The following is a 24,911-nucleotide window of genomic DNA, read 5'->3' on the forward strand; positions in this document are numbered from 1 at the left end:
TGTCAGCCGATGATGATGGCGCCGCTGGCGATCACGACGCACGCCAGAATCCGGCGCGCGGTGAGCGGCTCGCCGAGGAACCCATAGCCGATCAGCGCCGCGAACAGCACGCTGGTTTCGCGCAATGCGGACACCGCGCCCAAAGGCGCTTCGTTCATGGCGTAGATAACCATTGCGTAGGCAAGCAAAGAGACCAGGCCGCCGACCAACGCGGTGACTGTTCCGGGCCGCACGCAGAATAAGCTGCGAGCGTCGCGCAGACCGATGTAGACCAGCGGCATCAGTACGCCCCACAAAGCGCTCATCCACACCGTATAGGCAAGCGGCGCGCCCGAGAGCCTTGCGCCGATGCCATCGACAACGCTGTAGGCCGCAATAAAGCAGCCTGTGCCCAGCGCATAGGGCAGGCTGGGCACCGAGAGACTGCGCCCTCTGAAGGCCAGCGAAATAATCCCACCCGACACCAGCGCAATACCGAGCAGTTGGCCAGGCGCGATACTTTCTCCGGCAAAGAAGGCGGCCCCCAGGGTGATCAATACCGGCGACGAACCACGCGAAATCGGATAGACCTGCCCCAGGTCACCGACCCGATAACTGCGCACCAGAAACAGGTTGTAGCCCACATGCAGCAACCCCGACAGCAGCGCGTAGCCCCAACTTTCAACCGCAGGCGGCAGCATGAACGCCGCGGCGACGGTGCAGGTGATGGCAATGGCCATGCACATCACCGTCATCGACCACAGCCGATCGGCACCGCTGCGCAGGAGTGCGTTCCAACTGGCATGCAGGAGCGCGGCGAAAAGGACGAGGCAGACCAGATGAATAGGCATGCCTCATTCTAGGTACGTCGGCGGCGGGACTACAGAGAAGTCTCCTCATCGCGGTATGAATGAACACTCATCATTGGCTCCTCTACCTCTCGCACTCTCAGCGCCTCACTGAGCAACCAGCGGCGAAAGCTGACGATATGCGGCAGCGTTTCGACGCCCTTGGGGCAAACAAAGTAATAAGCCAGCGGCGATGGAAAATGCACATCGAACAGCCGCACCAGACGGCCATCGCTGATTTCCTTCTCGACATGCCCGCTGCGCACCAAGGCCACACCCTGGCCGAGCAATGCCGCCTCGACCGTCATGTTGGTATCGCCGAACCTGACGCTTTCCCTGAGCGGCAGATACACCAGCCCCAGGGCCTCGAACCACACCTCCCATTTGGGCGCCAACTCTGCACCATCCCGCGCCAGCAGCGGGAAATGCAACAACTCGGCGGGGCTTTGCGGTGTTCCGATGCGCCTCAGCAAGTCGGGACTGGTCACGGGAAATACCTGCTCCCCGAACAGGAACTCCGAATGCAGGCCGGGGTAACTGCCCTTGCCCAGTCTGATCGCGACATCGGCCTGGGCGTTGGAGAAGTGAATGATGGTGTCCGTGGTGTCCAACGACACCAGCAGCTCGGGGTGCTGGCGAGCGAGGTTCGGCAGGCGTGGAAGCAGCCACTTCAGGGCAAACGAATAGGTGGTGCTCACGCTGAGTCGGACCCGGCCCTTCTGCTCGCGCAGGTCGCACAACGTCGCCTCCAGGCTGATGAAAAACTCGCGCACGATAGGCGCCAGCGTAGCCCCCGCGGCCGTGAGGCGTAACGCCTTGCCCCGCTCGAACAACTGCAACCCCCACAGCGCCTCAAGGTGCCTGAGCTGGTGACTGACCGCGCTCTGGGTCACATGGAGTTCCTGCGCGGCGGCCGTAAAGGTCGGGTGGCGGGTGGCGACTTCAAAAGCGCGGAGTGTTGCGGTGGGTGGCAGGTCTTTCATCGGGGCAGTATCCATCCAGCCATTAAAAGGGCATTGCATGAACGTAAGCTCATCATAAAGCCAAGCCGATTGAAAACCTCGCCATTCAATTGGCGCAAGTGTGTCTGCTTCGACTAGAGTGCGATAGTGGCCTTTTGACACAGCGCTTCGTCACCTGCTGGTAATAAACCAGACGGAAGGCATGCTGCAGCGCCTAAAGTTGCGGCACATAGGGCAGATAACCCCTATGTTGATTACATCCGCAGTACTGTTCAAGGATCGAACTCATGACCCCGCGCCAATCCAGTCGTACCTCTCTTCCCGGTCATCCGCGTTTTCGTTGGTTCGCTTTCATTCCGGTGGTCCCCGCCGTGATCTGGATACTTTTCCAGTCAACCTCCCCCGCCAACCTCGCTGCTTGTGCGGCGCTGTTGCTGATCGGCCTCGGCGCGTGCGCCTGGAGCGCGAAAGCCCAGCGCGATGCGCTGTTGCGGTTGACTGCCGACGCACTGGCCGAGCAGGCCGAGGCCGAGGCGGCACACGCCGGCAAGGCGTCGCGGGCACAGCTCGACGAGGTGTTGCTGGGCGCCATGCCGATCTGGGCCAAACAGGTAGAAAGTTCGCGCCAGCAAACCGAAGAAGCCATTGTGAGCCTGGCCAATCGTTTCACCGGGATCGCCGCACGCTTGCAGGAAACCGTCCAGGCTTCGCAGCACGCCGCCGGTGAACTGGATGGGCAGGCCGCCGACGGCGCCCTTAAGGTACTGGCGCGCAGCGACAGCGAACTGAGCCAGGTGATCGACTCGCTCAAGGCCACTCAATCAAGCCGCGACCAGACCCTGGCGCAAGTGCGCAGCCTCACCGCCTACACCGGCGAATTGCGCACCATGGCCGCCGACGTTGCCGCCATTGCCGCGCAGACCAATCTATTGGCCTTGAACGCCGCAATCGAAGCGGCACGTGCCGGTGAAGCCGGGCGCGGCTTTGCGGTGGTGGCCGATGCGGTGCGTAGCCTGTCGAGCAAATCCAGCGAGACAGGCCAGCAGATGTCCGCCAAGGTCGACATCATCAACAACGCCATTACCCAACTCGTGCAGGCCGCCTCCACCAGCGCTGACCAGGACAGCCATTCGGTGGGCGCGTCCGAGCAAAGCATCCAGCTGGTGCTTGAACGGTTCCAGAACATCACCGGGCGCCTGGCCCAATCCGCCGACCTGCTCAAACAGGAAAGCTACGGCATCCGCGACGAGATGACCGACGTGCTGGTCAACCTGCAGTTCCAGGACCGGGTCAGCCAGATCCTCAGCCACGTGCGCGACAACATGAACGCGTTGCACGACCACTTGCACCAGGCCAAACAGGCACCGGACCAGGCGGTGAGCATCGACGCCCGACAGTGGCTGGCAAGCATGGAGGCCACCTACGCCACCGACGAGCAGCGGCGCACGCACCACGGCAACGCCGCCGCGCAGCAGAATTCCCAAGACATCACTTTCTTTTAGGAGCCCATCATGGCGAAAAGTGTATTAGTGGTCGACGACTCCAGCAGCGTGCGGCAAGTGGTCGGTATCGCCCTGAAAAGCGCGGGTTACGACGTGATCGAGGCCAGCGACGGCAAGGACGCCCTGGGCAAACTCAACGGGCAGAAGGTGCACCTGATCATCAGTGACGTGAACATGCCCAATATGGACGGCATCACCTTCGTCAAAGAAGTGAAGAAGCTGGCCAACTACAAGTTCACGCCGATCATCATGCTGACCACCGAGTCCCAGGAATCAAAAAAGGCCGAGGGCCAGGCCGCAGGCGCCAAAGCGTGGGTGGTCAAGCCGTTCCAGCCCGCGCAGATGCTGGCGGCGGTGTCAAAGCTGATTCTGCCGTGATCCGGGGAGGCTGGCATGTCCATCACCCACGAAACCACTGACGACACGGCTCGCGTGGGCATTGAAGGCGAGCTGACGATCTATACCGTCGCCGAGCTGGCCGCCGCCCTGCTGCCGCAGGTTGGCAGCGCCGCCCGCCTTGAGCTAGACCTTTCGCAGGTCACCGAGATGGATGGCGCCGGCCTGCAACTGCTCGCGGTGATCGAGCGTGAAGCCGGCCTCAACGGCATCGCGCTGAGCCTGACCGGTCAGAGCCAGGCCGTCACGCACACACTGCAACTCTGTCGCGGCGCCGCGTTGTAGGCGGCGCCACCGTTTTATTGATCGACAAGGAAAGTCCAGGTGAGCATCAATCTCGATCAGGCACAGCAGACCTTCATCGTGGAGGCCCGTGAACTGTTGCAGGCCATGGAGCAATCCCTGCTGCAACTGGAGAACGAGCCCGACGATCAGGACGCCATCGGCGCAATATTCCGCGCCGCGCACACTATCAAAGGCTCCGCCGGGCTGTTCGGCCTGGCGCCGATCGTGGGGTTCACGCATATCGTCGAAGACGTACTCGACCGCCTGCGCGACGGTGATATTGCGGTGGACGCCGCCTTGATCGCCCTGCTGCTCAAGTGCGGCGACCACATGCTCGAACTGATCGACGTGGTTGCCAGTCGCGGTGAGGCACTGACACCGGACGCATTGGAGCGCGGCGAGGCATTGCGCGAGGCGCTGGGGGTCTACCACCCGCTGCACGCCGCCACGACCGACGACGCATCCGCTGAAGTGGACGACGCCACGACGGCCGACGTGCTGTGGCATATTTCTCTGCGCTTCGGCGTGGACGTGTTCCGCAACGGCATGGACCCGCTGTCGTTCCTGCGCTACCTCGAAACGCTGGGGCAAATCGTGCAGGTCACCACCCTCACCGACCGCATCCCCGCGCTGGAAAACTGGGACCCGGAAAGCTGCTACCTGGACTTTGAGATCGACCTGCGCTCGACTGCCGGCCACGCTACCCTCAACGAAGTGTTCGACTTTGTACGGGACGAGTGTGAAGTCGTCATCACAGCCGTCGATGAAGGCCTTGACGCCACAGCGAGCAGCAGCACTGAACTGGTCACCCAGCCCGAACAAGGCACCATGAGCGCGCCGCCCCAGCGCGTGGCGACGACCAGCGACGCCAAACCCCGGGATGGCAACTATGTGCGGGTCAACGCCGACAAACTTGATGAGTTGATCAATCTGGTGGGCGAACTGGTGATCGCCAGCGCCGGCGCGAGCCTGTTGGCGCGTTCCTGCAACAACGACCCCCTGCACGAGGCCACATCGACGGTGTCGGGGCTGGTGGAAGAAATCCTCGATGGCGCCCTGCACCTGCGCATGATCCCCATCGGCGACACCTTCAACCGCTTCCGCCGCGTGGTGCGCGACGTCAGCCAGGAACTGGGCAAGGACATCGACCTGCTGATCAGCGGCGCGGACACCGAGCTGGACAAGACAGTGGTGGAGAAGATCGGTGACCCGTTGATGCACCTGCTGCGCAACGCCATGGATCACGGTATCGAAAGCGCCGAAGCACGGCGGGCGGCGGGCAAGTCGAGCAAGGGCCACCTGAGCCTCAATGCCTATCACGATTCCGGCAGCATCGTCATCGAAATCGCCGACGACGGTGCCGGGCTCAACCGCGAACGCATCCTGGAAAAAGCCCAGGAGCGCGGGCTGGTGGCCAGCGGCGCGGTGCTTTCCGATCAGGAGATCTACAACCTGATCTTCGAAGCGGGCTTCTCCACCGCCGAAGCCGTGACCAATCTGTCCGGGCGTGGGGTCGGCATGGACGTGGTCAAGCGCAACATCACCCTGCTGCGAGGCACCGTCGACCTGGACAGCCGCCCCGGTCAGGGCACGGTAGTGCGGATTCGCCTGCCGCTGACCCTGGCGATCATCAATGGCTTCCTGGTGGGCATCGACCACGCCACCTATGTGATTCCCCTGGACATGGTCCAGGAATGCATCGAACTGGATGAGCACCAGCGCCAGTCCAGCCGCGACCAGGGTTATCTGGACCTGCGTGGCGAGGTGCTGCCGCTGGTGCATCTGCGTGATCACTTCAACCACGAAGGTCCGGTCGCCCGACGCCAGAACGTGGTGGTGGTGCGCTATGCCGAGCACAAGGCCGGGCTGGTGGTAGATGACCTGCTCGGCGAGTTCCAGACCGTGATCAAACCTTTGGGCAAGCTGTTCGGCGCACTGCGCGGCATCAGCGGCTCGACCATCCTGGGCAGCGGGGCCGTGGCCCTGATCCTGGATGTACCGGCTCTGCTCAACCAACTCGTACAAATGGAAGCCCGCACAGCCCAGGCACCACAGTCGCCACTGGTCGTCGCTCGCTGACGTATTTGCAATTCCATGGAGGTTCCGCAATGAAATGGTTTTACGATCTTAAGATTTCCACCAAGCTGATCAGCTCATTCCTGGTGGTCCTGGCGCTCACTGCGGCGATGGGCGCCTTCGCCATCATCCAGCTTGGAGCGGTCAACCAGGCTGCCCAGGACATCCGCGGCAACTGGATGCCGTCGATGCGCGCGGCGGCGGGTATGCGCTTTTTTGCAGCCAACTACCGGTTGAAGGAAAACCGCCACCTCGGTACCGAGGTTCCGGAGGAAAAAGCCCTGGCCGAGCGCGAAGCCGCAGAGGCGCGCCAGCAGTTCGAAACCCGCATGGGCACCTACGAGCAACTGCTGTCCAACGAGGAAGACCGCCAGTTGCTGGACAGCGTGAAAACCGGCTGGGCCGCCTACCTGGCCACCAGCAAGCAGGTGCTTGAATTGTCCCGGGCCAATCAGGAAACCCAGGCGCGCGGGTTGCTGCGGGGCGAGTCCAAAGCGCACTTCGATGAAGTGACAACACGCCTGCAGACGATGGTCGAGCTCAACGATGCCGGCGCCACCGCTGCCGGCGACAAGGGCTCTGCGCTGTACGAGAGCTCGCGTCTGTCGATCATCGTGGCGCTGATCGTTGCGCTGTTGATCGGCCTGGGCCTGGCACTGTTTATCGCGCGGATTATTTCCCGCCCGTTACGGCAGGCCGCCAGCGCCGCCGAACAATTGGCCGAAGGCAACCTCAATGCCCAGATCGAACCGGGCGCCAAGGACGAGACCGGCATGGTGCTCAACGCCATGCGCAATATGGTCGGCAAGCTGGCGCATATCATCGGCGAAGTGCGTAACGCCGCCGACAACCTGGCCAGCGCCTCCGAGCAAGTCAGCGCCACCGCGCAATCGATGAGCCAGGCCACCAGCGAACAGGCTGCCAGCGTCGAGGAAACCAGCGCGTCGATCGAACAGATGAGCGCCAGCATCAACCAGAACACCGAGAACGCCAAAGTCACCGACGGCATGGCCAGCAAGGCCGCCAAGGAAGCCACGGACGGCGGCGAATCGGTGCAGCAGACCGTAGTGGCGATGAAGAAAATCGCCCAGCGCATCAGCATCATCGATGACATTGCCTACCAGACCAATCTGCTCGCGCTCAACGCCGCGATCGAGGCCGCGCGGGCCGGCGAGCACGGCAAAGGCTTCGCCGTGGTCGCCGCTGAAGTGCGCAAGCTGGCCGAACGCAGTCAGGTGGCGGCCCAGGAAATCGGCGAACTGTCCTCCAGCAGCGTGGACATGGCCGAGAAAGCCGGCAAGTTGCTCGACGAGATGGTGCCGTCCATCAACAAAACCTCCGACCTGGTACAGGAAATCAGTGCGGCGTCAGAGGAACAGGCCGCCGGTGTGGCGCAGATCAACACGGCCATGACCCAGCTCAACCAGGTGACCCAGCAGAACGCTTCCAGCAGCGAGGAGCTGGCCGCCACCGCCGAGGAAATGAGCAGCCAGGCCGAGCAATTGCAACAGGCCATGAGTTTCTTCGTGCTCGACGCCGCGACCAAAGCCACCCCACACAGCAGCACCGACACCACCGGCGGCAAGCCGACTCGCCAGCCGCCACGCCCGGCGCAACCGGCGGCACGCAAGGCCTTCGCCTACAACATGGCCAGCGCCCCGGACGAATCGGAATTCACCCGTTTCTGATCGCAGATCATGGATCCGGGCTCACAGGGAGTAATGAGATGGGCGCAGTGATGACTACCCGCCAGGCCGCCGTCGCGGTCGACGAGGATGCGCAATACCTGACTTTTATGCTCGGTGGCGAGATGTTCGCCATCGGCATTCTGGGGATCAAGGAAATAATCGAGTACGGCAGCCTGACCGTGGTGCCAATGATGCCGACCTTCGTGCGCGGCGTGATCAACCTGCGCGGCGCGGTGGTGCCGGTGGTGGACCTGTCGGCACGCTTTGGCCGCCCCAACTCTGAGATCACCCGCCGCTCGTGCGTAATCATCATCGAAGCCAGCACCGATGACGGCCTGCCCCAGGATATCGGGTTGCTGGTGGACACCGTGTCCGCCGTGCAGGAAATCCCGGCCACCCAGATCGAGCCACCGCCCAGCTTCGGCGCGCGGATTCGTGCGGACTTCATCAGCGGCATGGCCAAGGTCGAGGGCAAGTTTGTGATTGTGCTGGAGGTGGACAAGGTGCTGTCCATCGATGAGATGTCCAACCTCGCCGAGGCCGGCCAGGTGCCAGCCCTCGACTTCGACCCAAGGTGAGGCGCGATCATGCCGGATACCACCCCGCTCGATGACCGCGAGTTCGGCCAGTTTCAATCCTGGCTGTACCGCGCGGCCGGTATCAACCTGTCACCGGCCAAGAAGGCTCTGGTGGCCGGCCGCCTGTTCAAACGGCTCAAGCACTATGAACTCAAGAGCTATGGCGAGTACTTCAAGCTGATCATGAGCGATCAGCGCAAGAGCGAGCTGCAAGTAGCGCTGGACCTGCTGACCACCAACGAAACCTATTTTTTTCGCGAACCCAAGCACTTCGATTTTCTGCGCCAGCAGGTGCTGCCCAAGGCCGCGCCCGGCAAAGTGTTCAGGGTGTGGAGCGCGGCCAGTTCCTCGGGTGAAGAACCCTACAGCCTGGCGATGACTCTGGCCGAAAGCCTGGGTACCACACCGTGGGAAGTCGTCGGTTCGGACATCAGTACCCAGGTGCTGGCCAAGGCACGAAACGGGCACTACTCCATGGAACGCGCCGCCAACCTGCCCCAGCCACTGCTGGTCAAGTACTGCCTCAAGGGCATCGGTCGCCAGGACGGTACGTTCCTGATCGACAAACCGTTGCGCAGCCGGGTCAATTTCGTCCAGGTCAACCTCAACGAACCCCTGCCCGGCCTGGGCGAGTTCGATGTGATCTTTCTGCGCAACGTGATGATCTATTTCGACCAGCCAACCAAGACCCAGGTGGTGGCGCGCCTGTTGCCGCAGCTCAAACCCGGCGGCTATTTCATCATCAGCCACTCCGAAAGCCTCAACGGCGTCAATGACACGTTGAAGCTGGTGGCGCCGTCGATCTATCGCAAGCCATGAAAAAGCCCGCCAATGCCGCCGAGGTGGTACTCGCCCCTGGCCAAGTCAGCTTTGCCACCTGCCCGACGCGGTTGCGCACCTTGCTCGGCTCCTGCGTGGCGTTCACGTTCTGGCACCCCCAGCGGCGCATCGGCGGCATGTGTCATTTCATGCTGCCGGCGCGCAACCGCACGGACCAGCCACTGGATGGCAAGTACGCTGACGAAGCGCTCGAACTGTTGCTGCGCCACGCCCGCGCCAACGGTACCCGGCCGCAGGATTACCAGGTCAAAGTGTTCGGCGGCGGCGAGATGTTCCCCGAGCAGCCGCGCCAACGGCCGGCCCACAACGTGGCCAACCTGAATATCCGCGCCGCTTTGGCCCTGGCCGAACGTCACCACCTGCACCTGACGGCCCAGGACATGGGCAGTACCGGTTATCGCACGATCATGTTCGACCTGTGGAACGGCAACGTCTGGGTCCGGCACCAACCAATGGGAACACTCGAAAAACATGCCTACCAAAAAAATCAGCGTGCTGCTGGTCGATGACTCGGCCGTGGTACGCCAGGTGCTGCTGGCGATTTTCAATGACACGCCGGACATCCACGTCATGGGCGCCGCCTCCGATCCGATTTTCGCCATGGACAAGCTTGCCCGCGAATGGCCGGACGTGATCGTGCTGGACGTGGAGATGCCGCGCATGGACGGCATCACCTTTCTGCGCAAAATCATGAGCGAGCGCCCCACGCCGGTGGTGATCTGTTCATCGCTGACCCAGAAAGGCGCGGAAACCTCTCTGCAGGCGTTGTCGGCCGGCGCGGTGGATATCATCACCAAGCCCACCACGGGCCTGAAAAACTTCCTGATTGAATCCGGCCCCGAGTTGGTAGCGGCGATTCGTGCGGCGGCCAACTCCAACGTCAAGAACCTGGGCAAGCGCATCGCCAGGCCGACACCGGCACCCGCCCCCGCCGGCAAGCTGACGGCCGATGCGATCCTGCCCGCCGCCAACGGCCAGGCCATGGCGCAGACCACCGAGCGCATCGTCGCCATCGGTACGTCCACGGGCGGCACCCAGGCCCTGGAAGCGGTGCTCACGGCGCTGCCGAGGGTGTGCCCGGGCATGGTGATCGTGCAGCACATGCCTGAGAAGTTCACCGCTTCCTTCGCCGAACGCCTCAACGGCGTGTGCCAGATCGAAGTGCGTGAAGCGCGCAACAACGACCGTATTCTCCCGGGCCTGGCCTTGATTGCCCCCGGCGGCAAACACCTGATGGTCACCCGCAGCGGCGCCTACTATCACGCTCAGGTGATTGACGGGCCGCTGGTCAACCGCCATCGGCCGTCGGTGGATGTGCTGTTTCGCTCGGTGGCCAAATTCGCCGGCAAGAACGCCACGGGCATTATCATGACCGGCATGGGCGACGACGGCGCCCGCGGCCTCAAGGAAATGCTTGATGCCGGCGCCGCCACGGTAGCCCAGGACGAGGCCAGCTGCGTGGTGTTCGGCATGCCCAAGGAAGCCATCAAGCTCAACGCCGCCCAGCGCATCATGGCGTTGCAGGATATTCACCAGGCGATTTTGCACAAGTAAGGCCGGCCGGCTGCGACGGCGCGCAATCGCAGCGCAAAACGTGATGCCGAGGCATAGCCGCAGGCGCCGGCTACTTCACCGACCGGGTATGGCCGCGAGCAACTGATCCCAAGCCTGCGAGGTGTGCGTGTCCAGCGGTACGCACGGATCGATGGTTGATACGCTGCGAGCTGAGGATCAGTTGGTTGAACTGCTCTGTCGCGTCGGTGCAATCAGCCGAATCATGGCTTGTCAGCGTGTGCCTGTGTTGCTAGTGTCGTTTTATGACAAATTATTACCTCACCTCGACCACCCCTACCACGACCGCTGAAAGCGGCGCGTACGAGGTGTCGTGAGCGTATAGCCAACGAACTTCAAAGGCCCGCCAGCAATGGACAGGGCCTTTTTTGTGCCTTGTGTTGCTGGTGTTAATGCAAGGAGCTGCACCCATGTATGCACTGTTGGTACTCGATATCCAAGTCGGCCTGGTTCACGGCCCGGAAAAACCCTGGCGTTGCGGCATATTGCTGGACACCCTGAACAGCCTGATGGAGCAAGCTCGCCGCGCGGGCGCTCCGATTTTTCTCGCTCGCCACGTCGGACCTGCGGAGTCGCCGATGGCGCCGGACAACCCGCTCACGATGCTGGCATCGGAGCTGATACTTTCAGGTGCAGAGGTGGTTTTTGAAAAACAGCGGCCCAACGCCTTTGTCCAGACCGACCTGGCGGACAATTTGCGCGCTCACGGCGCTACGGGCGTAGTGATTACAGGCATGAAAACTCAGTATTGCGTCGACAGCACGTGCCGCGCCGCGCGTGATCTTGGATTCGATGCGATGCTCATCGCTGATGGGCACACCTGCTCGGACACAGCAGCGATGCAGGCCAGGGACATCGTAGCCCACCACAATGCAACGTTGCATGGGCCGTTCTGCCAGGTGATCAATGCTGAGGATTGGCGCTTCTAGACAGCGATAGCCATTGCGGGGAGCAAGCGGGCGCCCTCCCCGCACATGACACATCAGTTGTCCGGGTGCTCACTGGCAACCGAATCAGCCGCGTCGACATCCGACATGTCCTCCTCCAGCGGAGCCTCGTCATCCGGTGGCAATGGCACTGCGTCGTCGCCCTTACGCGGGTCGTGCCCGGTTTCGTTGTCGGTGCCCCGCGTCACGGCCTGCTGTGAAAGATTGCCCGGTGCGTTCTCATCGATTTCCATGCTGGTTCTCCGTTGATGACTGAGCCACGGAATATCCGCGCCTACCCATCAGAGGCGGCATGCAACGGCGAGTGCCGGGCTCTGGACGAACGGTGCAAAGCCTCGTGAACGCCAAGGTTGGTGAGGCAAAAAGCGCTGATTCAGCCTTTGAGGTTTCTCACGCTGCCAAAGGTCGCCTCGGTGCGCGCGTGCTCCAACACACTCATGGGCATCGGCGTGCGCGTGACGCTGATGACCGGCTTTTGCACGATCGCTCGTTCAGGGTTCGCCAGACGTTCATCGCTGGGCGGTACGCCGAAATACTCTCGATAACATTTGGAAAAGTGCGGTGTGGACACAAAGCCACAGAGCAACGCCAGTTCGACGATTGAGATCGGCGTCTGCTTGAGCAACTGGCGAGCCCGAATCAACCGCAGCCGCAGGTAATAGCGTGAGGGTGAGCAGTGCAAATACTTCTGGAACATGCGCTCAAGCTGTCGACGGGAAAGGTCTACATACTGCGCCAGATGGTCCAGTTCGAGCGGCTCCTCCAGATTCGCCTCCATCAGCGTCACGATTTCCTGCAACTTGGGTTGCTGGGTGCCCAGCATGTGCTTGAGGGGGATGCGCTGATGGTCTTGCTCATTGCGCATGCGCTCGTAGACGAACATGTCCGAAATCGCCGCTGAGAGTTCGTACCCGTGATCGAGGCCGATCAGTTGCAGCATCATGTCCATCGGCGCGGTTCCGCCGGAACTGGTGAGCCGATCCCGGTCGAGGGTAAACAGGCTCGGGCTGACGGTCACGCGCGGAAAAGCCTCTTGCATGGCCGCCAACCATTCCCAGTGGACGCTGCATTCGAAACCGTCCAACAGTCCCGCTCGAGCCAATACCCAACTGCCGGTACAAATGCCGCCCAGGCGTTTGGCGTAGCGCGCTTGTGTGCGCAGCCACTTGACCAGCTCGGGGGTCACCGTGTTTTGAATGCCCGTGCCGCCGCACACAAGAACGCTGTCGGCCGACGGCGCGGTGCCGACGGCACTGTCGGGCGTGATAGGCACGCCATCGCTGGCCCAAATGGGCGCGCCATCAATACTGGCGGTGTACCAACGATAGAGCTCCTGCCCCGACAGTTGGTTGGCCATGCGCAGCGGCTCTACCGCAGACGCCAATGAGATCAGCGTGAACTGATCCAGCAGCACAAACAGGACGCAGGTAACAGGCCGCGCGCTCATGGTGGCGACACCACGGGCAGCGCCCCGCCTACTGGCGCAGCTTGGCGTGCAGTGACCACACCCACCAGCGCAATCAGCAACGCCAGCCCGATCGTGGATGACACCTCAAGGCGATGCTCGGGTGTCAACAGCATCACGCCCAGCGCAGCGCAGATGAATGCGATGACCAGCCAGGTGAGCCACGGAAACAGCCACATTTTGAACGTCAGTGTGACCTTGCGACGCTGCATGACCTTGCGCATACGCAGTTGCGAAACGGCGATGACCAGGTACACCAACAACGCGATAGCCCCGGAACTGGCCAACAGAAACTGGAACAGCCCGGCCGGCATGAAATAGCTGAGCAACGTCACGCCAGCCCCCAGCACGGTGCTGGCGATCACTGCGGCCCTGGGCACACTGGCTGCGGACGTGCGTTTCATCAGCGTCGGCGCATCCCCGCGCTTGCCCAAGGAATACAACATGCGCGAAGCGATGTAGATGGAAGAGTTCATGCAACTGGCCACGGCGATCAGCACCACCCCATCCACCAGCAATTTGGCGTGGGGAATATTCATCAATTCCAGCGCCCGTTGATAGGAACCTACCGAAGCCAGCAGCGGGTCATTCCACGGCACAACGGAAATCACCACGAAGATCGACAGCACATAGAACACGCCGATTCGCCACATGACCGAACGGGTGGCGCGGGCAATGTTCTGCGCGGGATTATCGGACTCCGCCGCCGCGATGGTGACGGCTTCCGTCCCGATAAAGCTGAACATGATGGTAATGAACGCGCCGACCACTGCTGACAGGCCATTGGGCGCGAAACCGCCATGTTCTTGCATCAATCGACCCAAACCGCTGGCTTCGTGCTCTGGAATCCAGCCCATCAATACCGCGCCTCCGAGACCGATAAAGCCGATGATTGCGACGACCTTGGCCATGGCAAACCAGAACTCGAATTCGCCGTACTTGGAGACACTGAACAAATTGGTGACCACCAACAAAAAGATCGACAACAAGGCGAACAGCCAAGCGTCGATCTGCGGGAACCACTGGTTCAAAATATGCCCGGCGGCCAGGGCTTCGATGGGGATTACCAACACCCAGAACCACCAGTACAGCCAACCGATCGTAAACCCGGCCCAGCGGCCGATGGCCTGGTCGGCATAGGTGGAGAAAGAGCCAGTGTCCGGGTTGGCCACCGCCATTTCCCCCAGCATGCGCATGACCAGCACTACCAACAGGCCGGAAAAGAAATACGCCAGCATCACCGCCGGGCCCGCAGCCGCGATTGCATGCCCGGACCCTACGAACAACCCAGCGCCGATAATGCCTGCAATGGAGAGCATGGTGACATGCCGCGGCTTGAAGCCTTGCGCCAGCTGGCCGTTCGAATCCTTGGAACTCAGGCTATTCATCGTTTTTTTTATTCTCTGTGATCGACATTCAGACGTGCTGACCAGAAGGTCAGGCGATCATCATTTCTCAATGACGGGTCACAGTACGCGGCCGGTCGCCACTTAAAACAGCCTCATTGCGTCATCCGATCGCCTGATAGCGACACCGAAATCCTACCGGCACCTTTCCTGACCGGGTCGAGTTGGATCCAAATTATTGGAACGCCGGCGTCTTTCAGGAATCTTCTAGAGCAGAGAGCGCAAAGCTCCATGAGAAGGCTTAAAGCCAGCAAGACCTTGTGTGTGGAGTATGAAAAATGGTCGATTTCAACAAAGAACTGCCCGCCGCGGTGAGCCGCCAGGTGGACAAAATCATGGCTGAAATTCAAAAGGCAGGATCAATGATCATGGCGGTGAAGGCCGGAGCACGGGCCAATGGTTTAGTTATCGGCTTGCTGTGTTCGGGCAGCATTACCGATGAGACGGCGCAAGCGTTGCAGTCGGCGTTCGATGCGGCGACCGAAAAGAAGCTCAAGGAACTGTCCGTATGGTCCGCGCCTCAGCATTGAGCATTGATCGGAGTATCAGCCTACCCCCATTGCCTTGGCTCGACATAGCTGAGGCGATCAGCCCCGCCTCGTGCACAACGGCTCGCGGTCTATCTATAACCCTGAGGTAAACATGTCGCCCTTCGATATTCAGCGAATGTTATTGGATGAGTTCCCGCTGTCGTTTTTGCTGGAGGTTGTACTTCGAGCAGCGTTTGCCTTCCTGGCTGTTTTTCTATTTTTGAAGTCCAGCGGCCGTCGAGGAATCCGGCAGTTATCGCTTTTTGAACTCGTGGTTATCTTGACGCTGGGCTCGGCCGCCGGCGATGTATCTTTTTATCACGACGTGCCGCTGTTACCCGTTGCAGTGGTATTTCTCACCCTTCTGGTTCTATATCGCATGACCGTCCTGATCATGACAAAGAGCAAGCGATTCGAGTCATGGATTGACGGCGTGCCCGTAACGGTCATTAAAAACGGCCTTTATGAATTAAAGTCCTTGGAGCAGGTGAACATATCATCGAGTGAGTTATTGATGGAGTTACGGCAGCAGGGTGTAGAGCACTTGGGGCAAGTCAGGCTGGGGCTTGTCGAAACGGATGGGGACATCAGTCTGTATTTTTATGAACCGCAGGATATACAACCAGGATTATCTGTACTGCCCCTTGAACACCGCACCGAATACCACATCGCTCCCGCGTCAGCGCTGTATTGCTGCGTAAATTGTGGTCTGCCGCGCGATCTCCAGAAGGGGCAACACGCTCGTTGCGTGCGATGCGATAAAGAAGTGTGGTCAACGGCCTTGACCACGCGACGTTGTCGATAAGTGACTCTGGTCGCCAACTGACAGCCACACCCGCGAAAAAAAGCCCGCACAATGTGCGGGCGAAACAGGAGTTGGACTTAGAGTCTGCCCGTACCAACAGGCATACAGTCTTAGAAAATAAAGAGTGTTCATCAGATCCATTTTTCTCCAAGAGTGCCGACGAGCGGCACCGTTAAAGCGAAGCGACAAAGTTGTACAAATCATCCATATAAGTATAAGAAAATATTCTGAACCTTCGATTTTGAATCAAGAACAAAGGTGTTTTAGAAGGAGCTAAAATGCCGAACTTGTTATACATCATCGAATATGATCTCCAACGCTCGCCTAAATCTTTCATCATCCGAGCGGATGTCATGAACAACGCTGAGGCGTGGCATTGGGCCTGCTGCGATGCGGGAATAGGGGTAATCCCCAAGTCTCGTAACGACAAGATAAAACGAATAAGCAAACCACTGGCTGAGCGCTATGGCATCGAAAACGTAAAGTGGCGTATCTCAGGCGATGTGCCCTTTATACCGAAGCCATACGTGCCGTCTTAGGTGTGCAGCAGAAGCAAACCGATGACTACCGGTCGCCTGCTCGCACCACGGTGGTGCTTGAAACATGCTTTTCTGAGAAACTGAAACCCGACCGCGCCGAAAGAAACACCTGCGCTGCCATACTGCTTTCTTCACCTTCAATTTGAATCAGACCGTGGATGACGACTCCATGGCCATTGGGAGATCCATTTGCTGAATATTCCGGTGGATCTTATCGATGATGACCGCTTGTCCCATGTGCTCAATGCCAGCGAGCGGCTGGCCAGGGCAGCCTCGGTAGACGAAGTCGTCAGCGTGCTGCGGGACACCGCCCGTGCCACGGTTGGCGCCGAAGGCGTGGCGGTAATCATCGAGAACGAAGGCCGCTGCGCTTACGTGGCTGAAGATGCGGTGTCTCCGCTTTGGCAGGGTCAGAGCTTTCCAGCCGATCACTGCATCTCAGGGTGGTCAATGCGTCACCGCGAGACGGTTGCGATCCGTGACGTTCGGCTCGATCCACGCATTCCGCAGGACGCTTATGCGCCCACCTTTGTGCGCAGCCTGGTGATGGTGCCCATCGGCAGGCCGGTTCCGATTGCGGCGTTGGGCGCTTACTGGTCAGACGTCAGCGACCACGACCCCGATACGATCAAACGGCTGGAAAGCCTGGCGCGACTGGCAACGATCGCGATCGAGAATGCGCGTTTGACCCAGGCGCGTAATCGCGGCGAGGCACTTGGGGCCACACAAAATCGAATTCTCGAACTGGCGGTAGCGCAAACGCCCTTGGACCTCACGCTGGATGCGATCGTCCACGAGGTACAAATGCTGTCCCCCTCGGGTTTGCGCGGAAGCATCCTGCTCCTGGATGAAACCAGCGAGCACCTGGAATACTGCGCAGGCCCGACCCTGCCGGACGCATTCAAAGCCGCCGTTACAGGCCTTGGCGTCGCCGCGCAAGTGCGCCACCAGGACGCTGAGACCGCCATGGCCGACATCACGAACGATGCGCACTGGGCTGCGTTTCGCGATTTGGCCCTCCAGCAGCGCCTTCACGTTTGCTGGTCAACCCCGATCCGCTCGGCGCAAGGCGTCCTGCTGGGCGCTTTTGTGTTGTACCACCATGAGCTGCGCAAGCCGTTAGCCGCGGATATCGAGATCATCGACTTCGTGGTTCAGACGGTAGGGCTGGTGGTGCATCGCGCCCGCGCGGATTCGGCGATCCGTATCAGCGAGGCGAGATTGCGCCTGGCGGTCGATCACGCCGATGTGGGTTTCTGGGATGTGGATTTCGTTCAGAACACGCTGGTGTGGCCGTCACAGACCAAGGCCATGTTCGGCATCTCGCCCGACGTGCCGGTCACGCTGCAGGACTTCTATGACGGGCTGCACCCCGAGGATCGTGAAGCAACGATTGAAGCCTTCACGGCCGCCGTTGACCCTGAGCGTCGGGCGCTCTACGAGGTCGATTACCGTACCATTGGCCGGGAGGACGGCATCGTTCGCTGGGTCGCGGCCAAGGGTCGGGGCGTGTTCGATGCAGCCGGCCTGTGTTTGCGCGTTACCGGCACGGTGGTTGAAATCACCGCCCGCAAGGCGGCCGAGGAAAAGCTACGCGAGCTTAACGCCTCCCTTGAAGAACGCATCGCACAAGCCATCGCCGAACGGGAAGAAGCCCAAAAGGCGCTGCGCCAAAGCCAGAAGATGGAAGCCATGGGGCAGCTTACCGGCGGTGTCGCCCATGACTTCAATAACCTGCTTACGCCGATTGTCGGCACACTCGACATGCTCCAGCGACGAGGCGTGGGCGGCGAGCGAGAGCAGCGGCTTATCGGCGGTGCAATGCAGTCGGCGGAACGCGCCAGGACGCTCGTGCAGCGCCTGCTTGCCTTTGCTCGCCGGCAACCGCTTCAGACGGCTCCGGTCGACGTGGCGAAGTTGATAAGCGACATGGCTGATCTGGTGGCCAGCACGACCGGGCCGCAGATCAAGGTGGTCGTCGATGCTCCGGCAAACCTGCCTGCGGCCATCGCCGATCAGAACCAACTCGAGATGGCCCTGCTCAACCTGTCCGTGAACGCGCGCGATGCGATGCTCGCCGGCGGGACGATGCGCATATCCGCCAGCACCGCCTCAGTCGGCGAGGGGCACCGGTCGAAGCTGGCGCCAGGCGAATACCTGTGTTTGTCCGTCGCGGACACCGGCACGGGCATGGACGCCGCGACACTCGCCCGGGCGGTGGAGCCGTTCTTCTCCACCAAGGGCGTGGGCAAAGGAACGGGCCTTGGTCTTTCAATGGTGCATGGCCTGGCATCACAGTTGAACGGCGCACTCACGATTCAGAGCTCGCCGGGCCTGGGAACGAATGTGGAGCTGTGGTTGCCGCGCAGCATGAGTGAGCCGGCAGCGACTCTGCGCATTGCCGAAGCGCCGGAGCCGCAATTGACGCACGCAATCGCGCTGCTGGTCGATGATGAAGAATTGGTACGCGCCAGCACCGCGTACATGCTGGCAGAGCTGGGCTATCGCGTGATCGAGGCCGCGTCGGGAGAGGAAGCTATGCAACTGATGGCCACCGGGGAGCCCTTTGACCTGCTCGTCACAGATCATCTCATGCCGGGCATCAATGGCACCGATCTGGCCAGGGTGGTCCGCACCTCCAGGCCTGGAACCGCGATCCTGCTCGTCTCCGGCTACGCCGAGCGCGAGGGGCTTGACCCGGATCTGCCACGGCTTACCAAACCCTTTCGCAAGAATGAACTCGCGGCAAGCCTCTCGCGACTGCGTGGCGAGTCGCGGGATGAGCACTGACAGCCCATTCTGAAAGATGATTTGTTCATGCAGAGCGATTTGAATCGCTCAGCAAATGGCGGTGCCTTCCGTCGCGCCATGAATAGAGCGCCCCTGAGCACCGAAGCATTCGCCAGCGCGCATTTCGGTGATGTCCATAACGTACGCGCGAAACTCCCAAAGGAGCTGGAAGTAGCTCAAGCCGCGTTCGGCATCCGGCAAGCTGTCAAACTGCTCTGCAAACTGCGGATGACGGCATAGGCGCCTGTTGCCTTGAATGTCTGCAGCTTCGCTGTAGAACATCTCGCCTTGCGAATTAATGAGTCGAAGCATCCATTTCATACACACCTCCCCGTCGTAGTGACATCCTGCCTGCGGGATATTTCTAGCGCAGATGATGATGAATTGCCACTACACGGCCGACCACCGGATTGATATCCGATAAGCGGTGCTCGAAGTACGGCAGGCCCTTGCAATCCGCCTGATGCCTACGTTGCCTGGTGCATTTTCGTAGACATAGGAACCGCCCCCCTGGGTCTCAAAAACCTGGCCCATTCCGTGTGGGCGTTGTCATAGCGTGCATTCGCCTTATCCCACTGCGCCCCGCAGGTTTTTCCCGACACCACGAGCATCATGAGCTCAGTGACGGCTGCATCCATTTCTAGCAGGTATTTGTGCGCTTCGAATCGAAAGTCTTCAGTGTTGTCCATGGCTCCGGGCACCCGTGCGAAACATGAGCCGTTGACATTTATTTGTACAAAAAATTCAGTTTTGTACAAGATAACCCATGCGCCTTACCAAAGAAGCCAGCCCCGAGTTGAGCGAACTTACGCCAAAGGCTTAGCGGCAAAATCTCAGGTGGCGCAAACCAGCAACCCGCGAAAATCAGCAGTTGGAGTGCGACCAAGGTCAGCACGCCCTGCGTGTGACGGTGAGACTTGCCCGGCAGTGGTTTCCAAGGGGCTGGTAAGCAGCGTCTGGACGCAGGCGATCGAGTTGACCAGCGGGCAGCCGCTTTGATGACTGGTTCCGGGTGATCAGTCAGGGCAGATGGCCTTGGCGACAGGACCAAACGATAAAACCATTCGCCGGACAGAGTGCGCAGACTTAAGCTTAAGATCCCGCGAATTGGCCCAGCAATTAAATGCTGGGCCAGAAAAGCCGATAAGTGCCCCCGGCGCTTCATGGAACAGAGACCAGTAATGTCCAGTTAACGACCGACATCAAGCGTTCAAATCAACCACTAAACACCGTGCGCTGCGATGAACATGGCGACGGCCGACCGGCAATAGGATTCGACTTCATTGTCGTCCTTTGCCTTCGCCTCATCGAAGCGGGCGATCATCAGAAGATCGGACCCTTTGATAAGCGCGGCAAACAAACGGGCAGACTCCAACGGGTCGGGAACATTTAGCATCGCCTCCGCGTGCAACTGGCGCAACAGGGCCTCGATCTGGGCAACGACATAGGCGGGACCGGCTTCATAATGAAGCTTGCTCAACGACTTTTGCTTCGTCTTGTCGACCATGATCATGGCCTCAACACTGCGCACTTGCGGACTCAACAATGTGCGCAGCAGGAATGTCCCCACCGCCATGAGCTGATCTGCAGCCGAGCCGTCGACGCCTTCGGCAATGGCCTGCGGTGCAAACTGATGGCAGTGGGCCGCGATGGCCGCACTGAACAGCGCCTCCTTGTTCTCGAAGTGCCGGTAGATGCTTAGCTTGGATATTTTTGCCCGCTGGGCGACCTTGTCCATCGTTGTCGCTTGAAATCCCAACTCCATAAAAAGTTCGCCGGCGGCGTCGACAATCGTTTGGCTGAGCGCCTCGTTGGCTGGCCGGCCGCGCCGGGTCTGGCAAATTTCGGTCATAAGAATTCCAGTACTTGACAGTATCTTAACTATGGAATTATGGTACTCGCAAGTACCAGAAAAGTAAAATTCAAGTCCCTTCAGCCACAACGTGGAGCCTATCACCATGAATGACGTCATCATTATCGGCGGCAGTTTTGCGGGTCTTGCCGCCGCTCTACAGCTTGGTCGTGCCCGCCGAAAAGTCACCGTATTCGATACGGGCCTTCCGCGTAATCGCTTCGCCAAGCACTCGCATGGTTTGCTTGGCCACGATCACAAGCCACCGCAAGAGATTCTGGCCGAAGCGCGGCAACAGCTTGCGCGCTACCCTACGGTCAGTCTTGTCACTGCCCGGGCCGAGAATATCTCTGGAACCATTGACGATTTCTCCATCCTCACTGGCGATGGCGAAAGCCACAGGGCACGCCGGCTGATCCTGAGTTATGGCGTCGTCGACCAGATGCCTGAACTTCACGGCTTTGCCAAAGGCTGGGGAACCTCCATCGTACCCTGCCCCTATTGCGACGGCTTTGAAGTTGCGGGCCGGCATTGGGGCCTCGTCTGGTCAGGTCCGCCGTCGCACAACTACGTCAAGCTATACCACGACTGGACCGACACATTGACGGTCTTTGCCAATGGTCACGACATTCCACCCGACATCCGCGCCGATCTGGCGCGCCGCGGCAACCCTGTCGTTGATGGCCGAATCACCGAAATCGAGCATAACGAGAGCCACAACACCACCGTCAGGCTCGACGCCGGCCCCTCTGTTGCGGTCGACATCCTATTCGCGCATCCGCGCAACAAGCCCTCCGCACGTCTGCATGAATCACTGGGCCTCGCCACGGTCGATACGCCCCTGGGTATCGCGCTCAAGGTCGACGAGCGCCGCGAAACCACTGTGCCCGGCGTCTACGCTGCCGGCGACCTTGCCAACCCTCTCATGGCATCTGTCAGCACGGCTTCATGGCAAGGCGTGATGGCGGGCATCTTCGCCCAGCAGTCGATGCTGGTTTGAGGGCACAGATTAGAGATGAGCCAGGCAGAATCAGTAAGCGGAGCAGTTGTGCGCGACATAAGGGTACTGTCCTTAATCGAACCAATTACTACCCCTGAAATCACCCCTAAAACGACTTGATCTCAGCAAACCGGACCAGCAACCGACAGAATGCAAAAACTAAAAAACCCGCCAGAAGGCAGGTTTTTCAAGGCTTCCACGGAACTCGAAAGCGCTCAGTGGAATGTAAGATGGTGCCCGAAGCCGGAATCGAACCGGCACGCCCTTACGAGCGGGGGATTTTAAGTCCCATGCGTCTACCAGTTTCGCCATTCGGGCGGTAGCGCGGTGCAATAGGGTTCGGAATATATAGACCCAAGCGCGTCGACGCAAGGTCAGGCGCCCGCTTTGAAGCATAAAAGCAGGATAAAAAAGCTTGGCAGATCAGTGATCTACACTTCGCCACGGGCCTTTGTGCGTGGCGTTTCCGGACGTCCAGCGTTACGAGGTGCTATTGGCCGGCGCAACGCCAGCTGGTCGCCGTCGCCGGTGGATGTGTCACAGGCCACAAATGGCGCCGATATCCACCGCGACCAGAGTGACTTCGCGCCGAGGTGCCTGCATGATGGCGCGCGTGGCGGCCCCACGCGCCTATCGCTTGCCTCTCCATCGCGTACTACAGGGATATTCCGCACATGGCCGTTTCGAATAAATGGTTGATGTCTTCGCTTGCGTATTACCTCGATTTTTTCACCGTCCCGGCTTTCGTGATCCTCGCGCTCTGCCTGGCGCCGTTCGTGCCTGGGCTGGCTCTCGTGGGCCTGCTGGCCTGGACGCTGGTGGAATACTCGGCGCACCGCTTCCTGTTCCACTCGTTGTACCGCCGTGAGCACTGGACCCACCACGTGGATGTGCTGGCCTATATCGGTGTGTCGAGCTGGAAAACCAGCTCGACCTTCGCCACGCTGTTGCTGTTGGCCTGGTACACCGGCCTGGTCTCGGTGTTTATCGGTGCGGTGACCGGCTACTTCTTCTACATCTCGGTGCATTACGTGATGCATCGCCCGCAGCATTGGGCCTACGGCTTAGTGCCAGGGCTGGTGGCCAATCACGACCTGCACCACCGCCAGGGCATCGAGAAAAACTTCGGGGTGTCCTCGCCGTTGTGGGATCACGTGTTCCGCACTTATATCCGCGTCGATCCCGCCCAGCGCTAGAGCACGCCCAACTGCTTCATCAGGGTCAGGTTATCTTCGATATGCCAGTTGGCGGCGATCCTGCCGTTGTCGATCCGGTAGATATCGGTGGCAATAAAATCCACGACCTGGCCACTGCCCTTGCGCTGACCAAAGGTGCCGGTGAAGTGCCCGCGAAAATGCAGGTGCGCCACCGCGCGGTCGCCGGCGATGATCAACTGTTCGATCTCGCAACTCAAATCCGGCACCGCCGCACGGAAGGCGCGCGAGGCCAGCAACGGGCCTTGCGGGCCCTGTTTGCGGCCTTCGGGAGGTGTCTTGTCGACAAAATCATCCGCCAGCGCTTCGCGAGCCAAGCGCTCTTCGCCGGTGTGCCAGAAGGTGTCATAACGGCGCGCGACGGTTTCCATCAGCGCTTGTTGATTCGCCGTAAGGCTCTTATCCATCACCACCACAGTGGGTTTGATCAATTCGGTCGTGGCAGCCGAAGCCGCTCCCGACAGTAGCAAGGCGGCAACCGCAATGGCGCAGTGCGAACGGGCAAAAGGTTTCATTGGTAATGTCCTTGAATGCAGGGGGGCAGCGCCTCAAATCGTCTCGGTTTCCCGAAGACTCAGCGGGCTGTCGAGGGTGTATTGAGCAATCGCGTCCTTGCGCATGAAAGCGACGCCGGGATGGCTGTTGGCGTAGCGCAGGAATTCATCCCACACCTTGACCATTTGCGGCGTGCCGCTGATGCGGTCATGGGCGCTGATCGACATCATGCGGCGCCGGGTGCCGGCCTCTTCGTAGAGTTGATCGAACTCCAGCTTCACCTGCTCCAGGAACTGGGACGGTGAATAGTTGCGGCCCTCGATCAACACGATGTCGTTGTTGCGCAAGGTGTAGGGCACCACCACGAAATCCTTGCCGTTGACCTGCTCGATAAAGGGTTCATCGCGGCTCACGTCATCGATGTGATAGACGTAGCCCAGCTCTTGCAGCAGCGACAGGGTGTTCGGCCCGCGCCTTAGCCAGTTGCAGTTGTAACCGACGACCGGCTGCCCGGTGACCGCCTGCACCATGCTCGCGGCCTGGCGCAGAAAGGTGCGCTCCTCATCGCGGTTCATGGCGAACTGCGAACTCCAGCGCGGGCCGTGCCCCGCCGCCTCGTGGCCACGGGCGACGATCTCGCGGGCCAACTCGGGGTGCCGCTGCACCGCGTCGCCGATCATGTGGCTGGTGACTTTCACGCCGTGCCGGTCCCACAGGTCGAGCATGCGCGGGATGCCCTCGCGATAGCCGTAGGCGAACCAGGTATTGGTGGCCACGTCGGCCGGCACGCTGTCGGGAAAATCCACCTTGGGGAACGGGCTGTCAGTGCCTTTGGGGGGCTGCCCGCCTGCTTCGAACTGCATGGAAATCGACACCACCAGCCGCGTGTCGCCGGGCCAGAACCGTCCGTTGCGCTGGCTGGACATCGCCGCAGCGCTATTGGCCCGGCCCTTCGGCACCGTGGCAGCGCCCGCCGGATTGAGTAGCGACCCCGCCGCCAGCACCGCTGCGCCTGCGCCGGCCTGGGCGAGAAAGGTACGCCGTTGCGTGTTGATCAATGTCATCGCGTTGACTCCGTTGGATAAGCACGGATGCAACCGTAAGATGTTTGGATTATTTTGATAATTGAGCCGCTTTCAAAA

The 24,911-nt window shown here is 60.4% G+C and carries 25 protein-coding genes and 1 tRNA gene; 16 read left to right on the plus strand and 10 right to left on the minus strand.

Going from position 1 to position 24,911, the window contains the following annotated elements; genetic code table 11:
* Positions 1 to 2 precede the first annotated feature (2 nt).
* Entirely contained in the window at positions 3 to 830 is an 828-nt protein-coding gene (locus QRN10_RS09305; RefSeq protein ID WP_181079518.1) for an EamA family transporter, read from the minus strand.
* Positions 831 to 859: 29 nt separating this feature from the next.
* Positions 860 to 1,810 carry a transcriptional regulator GcvA gene (gene gcvA / locus QRN10_RS09310; protein ID WP_285428256.1) on the minus strand — a complete coding sequence of 317 codons (951 nt, stop codon included), beginning with the start codon at positions 1,808 to 1,810 and terminating at the stop codon, positions 860 to 862.
* Between the two features lie 569 nt (positions 1,811 to 2,379).
* Here gcvA and QRN10_RS09315 point away from each other — a divergent pair.
* The 10 genes from QRN10_RS09315 (at position 2,380) to QRN10_RS09360 (ending at position 11,655) form a co-directional block, all read left to right on the plus strand.
* Positions 2,380 to 3,291: a methyl-accepting chemotaxis protein gene (locus tag QRN10_RS09315; protein ID WP_375139334.1), complete on the plus strand. Its 912-nt coding sequence runs from the start codon at positions 2,380 to 2,382 to the stop codon at positions 3,289 to 3,291.
* Positions 3,292 to 3,300: 9 nt separating this feature from the next.
* The gene (locus QRN10_RS09320) at positions 3,301 to 3,669 is read left to right on the plus strand and encodes a response regulator (RefSeq protein WP_034097651.1); all 369 of its coding nucleotides are present in this window, start codon (positions 3,301 to 3,303) and stop codon (positions 3,667 to 3,669) included.
* 15 nt (positions 3,670 to 3,684) lie between these two features.
* Positions 3,685 to 3,972, plus strand: coding sequence for an STAS domain-containing protein (locus QRN10_RS09325; RefSeq protein WP_181079521.1), 288 nt, complete (start codon positions 3,685 to 3,687; stop codon positions 3,970 to 3,972).
* Positions 3,973 to 4,011: 39 nt separating this feature from the next.
* Positions 4,012 to 6,051 (plus strand): chemotaxis protein CheA, encoded by a 2,040-nt coding sequence (locus QRN10_RS09330; protein WP_181079522.1) that lies wholly within the window; start codon positions 4,012 to 4,014, stop codon positions 6,049 to 6,051.
* Positions 6,052 to 6,080: 29 nt separating this feature from the next.
* Positions 6,081 to 7,736 (plus strand): methyl-accepting chemotaxis protein, encoded by a 1,656-nt coding sequence (locus tag QRN10_RS09335; RefSeq protein ID WP_285428257.1) that lies wholly within the window; start codon positions 6,081 to 6,083, stop codon positions 7,734 to 7,736.
* A gap of 38 nt (positions 7,737 to 7,774) precedes the next feature.
* Positions 7,775 to 8,314, plus strand: a complete 540-nt coding sequence (locus QRN10_RS09340) for a chemotaxis protein CheW (RefSeq protein ID WP_181079524.1) — start codon at positions 7,775 to 7,777, stop codon at positions 8,312 to 8,314.
* 9 nt (positions 8,315 to 8,323) lie between these two features.
* Complete coding sequence (locus QRN10_RS09345) at positions 8,324 to 9,133, plus strand: CheR family methyltransferase (protein ID WP_181079525.1); 810 nt, start codon at positions 8,324 to 8,326, stop codon at positions 9,131 to 9,133.
* A complete protein-coding gene (gene cheD, locus QRN10_RS09350; protein WP_181079526.1) occupies positions 9,130 to 9,663 on the plus strand; it encodes a chemoreceptor glutamine deamidase CheD in 534 nt (177 codons plus the stop codon). The genes QRN10_RS09345 and cheD overlap by 4 nt, the downstream gene beginning before the upstream one ends.
* A complete protein-coding gene (locus tag QRN10_RS09355; RefSeq protein ID WP_181079527.1) occupies positions 9,626 to 10,708 on the plus strand; it encodes a protein-glutamate methylesterase/protein-glutamine glutaminase in 1,083 nt (360 codons plus the stop codon). Before cheD ends, QRN10_RS09355 begins: the two co-directional genes overlap by 38 nt.
* A 428-nt stretch (positions 10,709 to 11,136) precedes the next feature.
* The gene (locus QRN10_RS09360) at positions 11,137 to 11,655 is read left to right on the plus strand and encodes an isochorismatase family protein (protein ID WP_266249279.1); all 519 of its coding nucleotides are present in this window, start codon (positions 11,137 to 11,139) and stop codon (positions 11,653 to 11,655) included.
* 53 nt (positions 11,656 to 11,708) lie between these two features.
* Here the strand turns inward: QRN10_RS09360 and QRN10_RS09365 are convergent, their stop codons facing one another.
* The 3 genes from QRN10_RS09365 to gabP all read right to left on the minus strand — a co-directional run bounded on the left by QRN10_RS09365 (position 11,709) and on the right by gabP (position 14,526).
* Complete coding sequence (locus tag QRN10_RS09365; RefSeq protein WP_181079529.1) at positions 11,709 to 11,906, minus strand: hypothetical protein; 198 nt, start codon at positions 11,904 to 11,906, stop codon at positions 11,709 to 11,711.
* 140 nt (positions 11,907 to 12,046) lie between these two features.
* Complete coding sequence (gene gbdR / locus QRN10_RS09370) at positions 12,047 to 13,120, minus strand: choline metabolism transcriptional regulator GbdR (protein WP_181079530.1); 1,074 nt, start codon at positions 13,118 to 13,120, stop codon at positions 12,047 to 12,049.
* Entirely contained in the window at positions 13,117 to 14,526 is a 1,410-nt protein-coding gene (gene gabP, locus QRN10_RS09375) for a GABA permease (protein WP_285428259.1), read from the minus strand. The genes gbdR and gabP overlap by 4 nt, the downstream gene beginning before the upstream one ends.
* 296 nt (positions 14,527 to 14,822) lie before the next feature.
* Between gabP and QRN10_RS09380 the strand changes: the two genes are divergently transcribed.
* The 4 genes from QRN10_RS09380 to QRN10_RS09395 all read left to right on the plus strand — a co-directional run bounded on the left by QRN10_RS09380 (position 14,823) and on the right by QRN10_RS09395 (position 19,208).
* On the plus strand, positions 14,823 to 15,074 hold the full coding sequence (locus QRN10_RS09380) for a hypothetical protein (protein ID WP_181079532.1): 252 nt from the start codon (positions 14,823 to 14,825) through the stop codon (positions 15,072 to 15,074).
* A 112-nt stretch (positions 15,075 to 15,186) separates the two neighbouring features.
* Positions 15,187 to 15,879 (plus strand): DUF421 domain-containing protein, encoded by a 693-nt coding sequence (locus QRN10_RS09385; RefSeq protein ID WP_285428261.1) that lies wholly within the window; start codon positions 15,187 to 15,189, stop codon positions 15,877 to 15,879.
* 278 nt (positions 15,880 to 16,157) lie between these two features.
* Positions 16,158 to 16,418, plus strand: a complete 261-nt coding sequence (locus QRN10_RS09390; RefSeq protein WP_285428262.1) for a DUF6555 family protein — start codon at positions 16,158 to 16,160, stop codon at positions 16,416 to 16,418.
* A 189-nt stretch (positions 16,419 to 16,607) separates the two neighbouring features.
* Positions 16,608 to 19,208 carry a GAF domain-containing protein gene (locus QRN10_RS09395; protein WP_285428263.1) on the plus strand — a complete coding sequence of 867 codons (2,601 nt, stop codon included), beginning with the start codon at positions 16,608 to 16,610 and terminating at the stop codon, positions 19,206 to 19,208.
* Between the two features lie 48 nt (positions 19,209 to 19,256).
* On the opposite strand, the gene QRN10_RS09400 is transcribed toward QRN10_RS09395, so the two are convergent.
* Together QRN10_RS09400 and QRN10_RS09405 are read right to left on the minus strand one after the other, a co-directional pair.
* Positions 19,257 to 19,529, minus strand: coding sequence for a hypothetical protein (locus QRN10_RS09400; protein WP_266249272.1), 273 nt, complete (start codon positions 19,527 to 19,529; stop codon positions 19,257 to 19,259).
* Between the two features lie 901 nt (positions 19,530 to 20,430).
* Entirely contained in the window at positions 20,431 to 21,060 is a 630-nt protein-coding gene (locus QRN10_RS09405) for a TetR/AcrR family transcriptional regulator (protein WP_181079536.1), read from the minus strand.
* Between the two features lie 106 nt (positions 21,061 to 21,166).
* Here QRN10_RS09405 and QRN10_RS09410 point away from each other — a divergent pair, with 106 nt between their 5' ends.
* Positions 21,167 to 22,060, plus strand: a complete 894-nt coding sequence (locus QRN10_RS09410) for an NAD(P)/FAD-dependent oxidoreductase (protein ID WP_253507451.1) — start codon at positions 21,167 to 21,169, stop codon at positions 22,058 to 22,060.
* A 231-nt stretch (positions 22,061 to 22,291) separates the two neighbouring features.
* Here QRN10_RS09410 and QRN10_RS09415 read toward each other — a convergent pair.
* Positions 22,292 to 22,378: transfer RNA gene (locus QRN10_RS09415), tRNA-Leu, on the minus strand.
* 356 nt (positions 22,379 to 22,734) lie between these two features.
* Here QRN10_RS09415 and QRN10_RS09420 point away from each other — a divergent pair.
* A complete protein-coding gene (locus QRN10_RS09420; RefSeq protein WP_285428265.1) occupies positions 22,735 to 23,256 on the plus strand; it encodes a sterol desaturase family protein in 522 nt (173 codons plus the stop codon).
* Here QRN10_RS09420 and QRN10_RS09425 read toward each other — a convergent pair.
* Both QRN10_RS09425 and QRN10_RS09430 read right to left on the minus strand, forming a co-directional pair.
* A complete protein-coding gene (locus QRN10_RS09425; RefSeq protein WP_181079715.1) occupies positions 23,253 to 23,789 on the minus strand; it encodes an ester cyclase in 537 nt (178 codons plus the stop codon). The genes QRN10_RS09420 and QRN10_RS09425 overlap by 4 nt on opposite strands.
* A 33-nt stretch (positions 23,790 to 23,822) precedes the next feature.
* Positions 23,823 to 24,833, minus strand: a complete 1,011-nt coding sequence (locus QRN10_RS09430; RefSeq protein WP_285428267.1) for a polysaccharide deacetylase family protein — start codon at positions 24,831 to 24,833, stop codon at positions 23,823 to 23,825.
* Between the last annotated feature and the right edge of the window lie 78 nt (positions 24,834 to 24,911).

The sequence above is a fragment of the Pseudomonas sp. lyk4-R2A-8 genome, from assembly GCF_030209095.1.
GTDB lineage: Bacteria > Pseudomonadota > Gammaproteobacteria > Pseudomonadales > Pseudomonadaceae > Aquipseudomonas > Aquipseudomonas quebecensis.

What these genes read in the sequence shown, in the direction of transcription:
- QRN10_RS09305 (WP_181079518.1), bottom strand. Translation starts at nt 830, where the DNA reads ATGCCTATTCATCTGGTCTGCCTCGTCCTTTTCGCCGCGCTCCTGCAT.
- gcvA (WP_285428256.1), bottom strand. Translation starts at nt 1,810, where the DNA reads ATGAAAGACCTGCCACCCACCGCAACACTCCGCGCTTTTGAAGTCGCC.
- QRN10_RS09315 (WP_375139334.1), top strand. Translation starts at nt 2,380, where the DNA reads ATGCCGATCTGGGCCAAACAGGTAGAAAGTTCGCGCCAGCAAACCGAA.
- QRN10_RS09320 (WP_034097651.1), top strand. Translation starts at nt 3,301, where the DNA reads ATGGCGAAAAGTGTATTAGTGGTCGACGACTCCAGCAGCGTGCGGCAA.
- QRN10_RS09325 (WP_181079521.1), top strand. Translation starts at nt 3,685, where the DNA reads ATGTCCATCACCCACGAAACCACTGACGACACGGCTCGCGTGGGCATT.
- QRN10_RS09335 (WP_285428257.1), top strand. Translation starts at nt 6,081, where the DNA reads ATGAAATGGTTTTACGATCTTAAGATTTCCACCAAGCTGATCAGCTCA.
- QRN10_RS09340 (WP_181079524.1), top strand. Translation starts at nt 7,775, where the DNA reads ATGGGCGCAGTGATGACTACCCGCCAGGCCGCCGTCGCGGTCGACGAG.
- QRN10_RS09345 (WP_181079525.1), top strand. Translation starts at nt 8,324, where the DNA reads ATGCCGGATACCACCCCGCTCGATGACCGCGAGTTCGGCCAGTTTCAA.
- cheD (WP_181079526.1), top strand. Translation starts at nt 9,130, where the DNA reads ATGAAAAAGCCCGCCAATGCCGCCGAGGTGGTACTCGCCCCTGGCCAA.
- QRN10_RS09355 (WP_181079527.1), top strand. Translation starts at nt 9,626, where the DNA reads ATGCCTACCAAAAAAATCAGCGTGCTGCTGGTCGATGACTCGGCCGTG.
- QRN10_RS09360 (WP_266249279.1), top strand. Translation starts at nt 11,137, where the DNA reads ATGTATGCACTGTTGGTACTCGATATCCAAGTCGGCCTGGTTCACGGC.
- QRN10_RS09365 (WP_181079529.1), bottom strand. Translation starts at nt 11,906, where the DNA reads ATGGAAATCGATGAGAACGCACCGGGCAATCTTTCACAGCAGGCCGTG.
- gbdR (WP_181079530.1), bottom strand. Translation starts at nt 13,120, where the DNA reads ATGAGCGCGCGGCCTGTTACCTGCGTCCTGTTTGTGCTGCTGGATCAG.
- gabP (WP_285428259.1), bottom strand. Translation starts at nt 14,526, where the DNA reads ATGAATAGCCTGAGTTCCAAGGATTCGAACGGCCAGCTGGCGCAAGGC.
- QRN10_RS09380 (WP_181079532.1), top strand. Translation starts at nt 14,823, where the DNA reads ATGGTCGATTTCAACAAAGAACTGCCCGCCGCGGTGAGCCGCCAGGTG.
- QRN10_RS09385 (WP_285428261.1), top strand. Translation starts at nt 15,187, where the DNA reads ATGTCGCCCTTCGATATTCAGCGAATGTTATTGGATGAGTTCCCGCTG.
- QRN10_RS09390 (WP_285428262.1), top strand. Translation starts at nt 16,158, where the DNA reads ATGCCGAACTTGTTATACATCATCGAATATGATCTCCAACGCTCGCCT.
- QRN10_RS09400 (WP_266249272.1), bottom strand. Translation starts at nt 19,529, where the DNA reads ATGAAATGGATGCTTCGACTCATTAATTCGCAAGGCGAGATGTTCTAC.
- QRN10_RS09405 (WP_181079536.1), bottom strand. Translation starts at nt 21,060, where the DNA reads ATGACCGAAATTTGCCAGACCCGGCGCGGCCGGCCAGCCAACGAGGCG.
- QRN10_RS09410 (WP_253507451.1), top strand. Translation starts at nt 21,167, where the DNA reads ATGAATGACGTCATCATTATCGGCGGCAGTTTTGCGGGTCTTGCCGCC.
- QRN10_RS09420 (WP_285428265.1), top strand. Translation starts at nt 22,735, where the DNA reads ATGGCCGTTTCGAATAAATGGTTGATGTCTTCGCTTGCGTATTACCTC.
- QRN10_RS09425 (WP_181079715.1), bottom strand. Translation starts at nt 23,789, where the DNA reads ATGAAACCTTTTGCCCGTTCGCACTGCGCCATTGCGGTTGCCGCCTTG.
- QRN10_RS09430 (WP_285428267.1), bottom strand. Translation starts at nt 24,833, where the DNA reads ATGACATTGATCAACACGCAACGGCGTACCTTTCTCGCCCAGGCCGGC.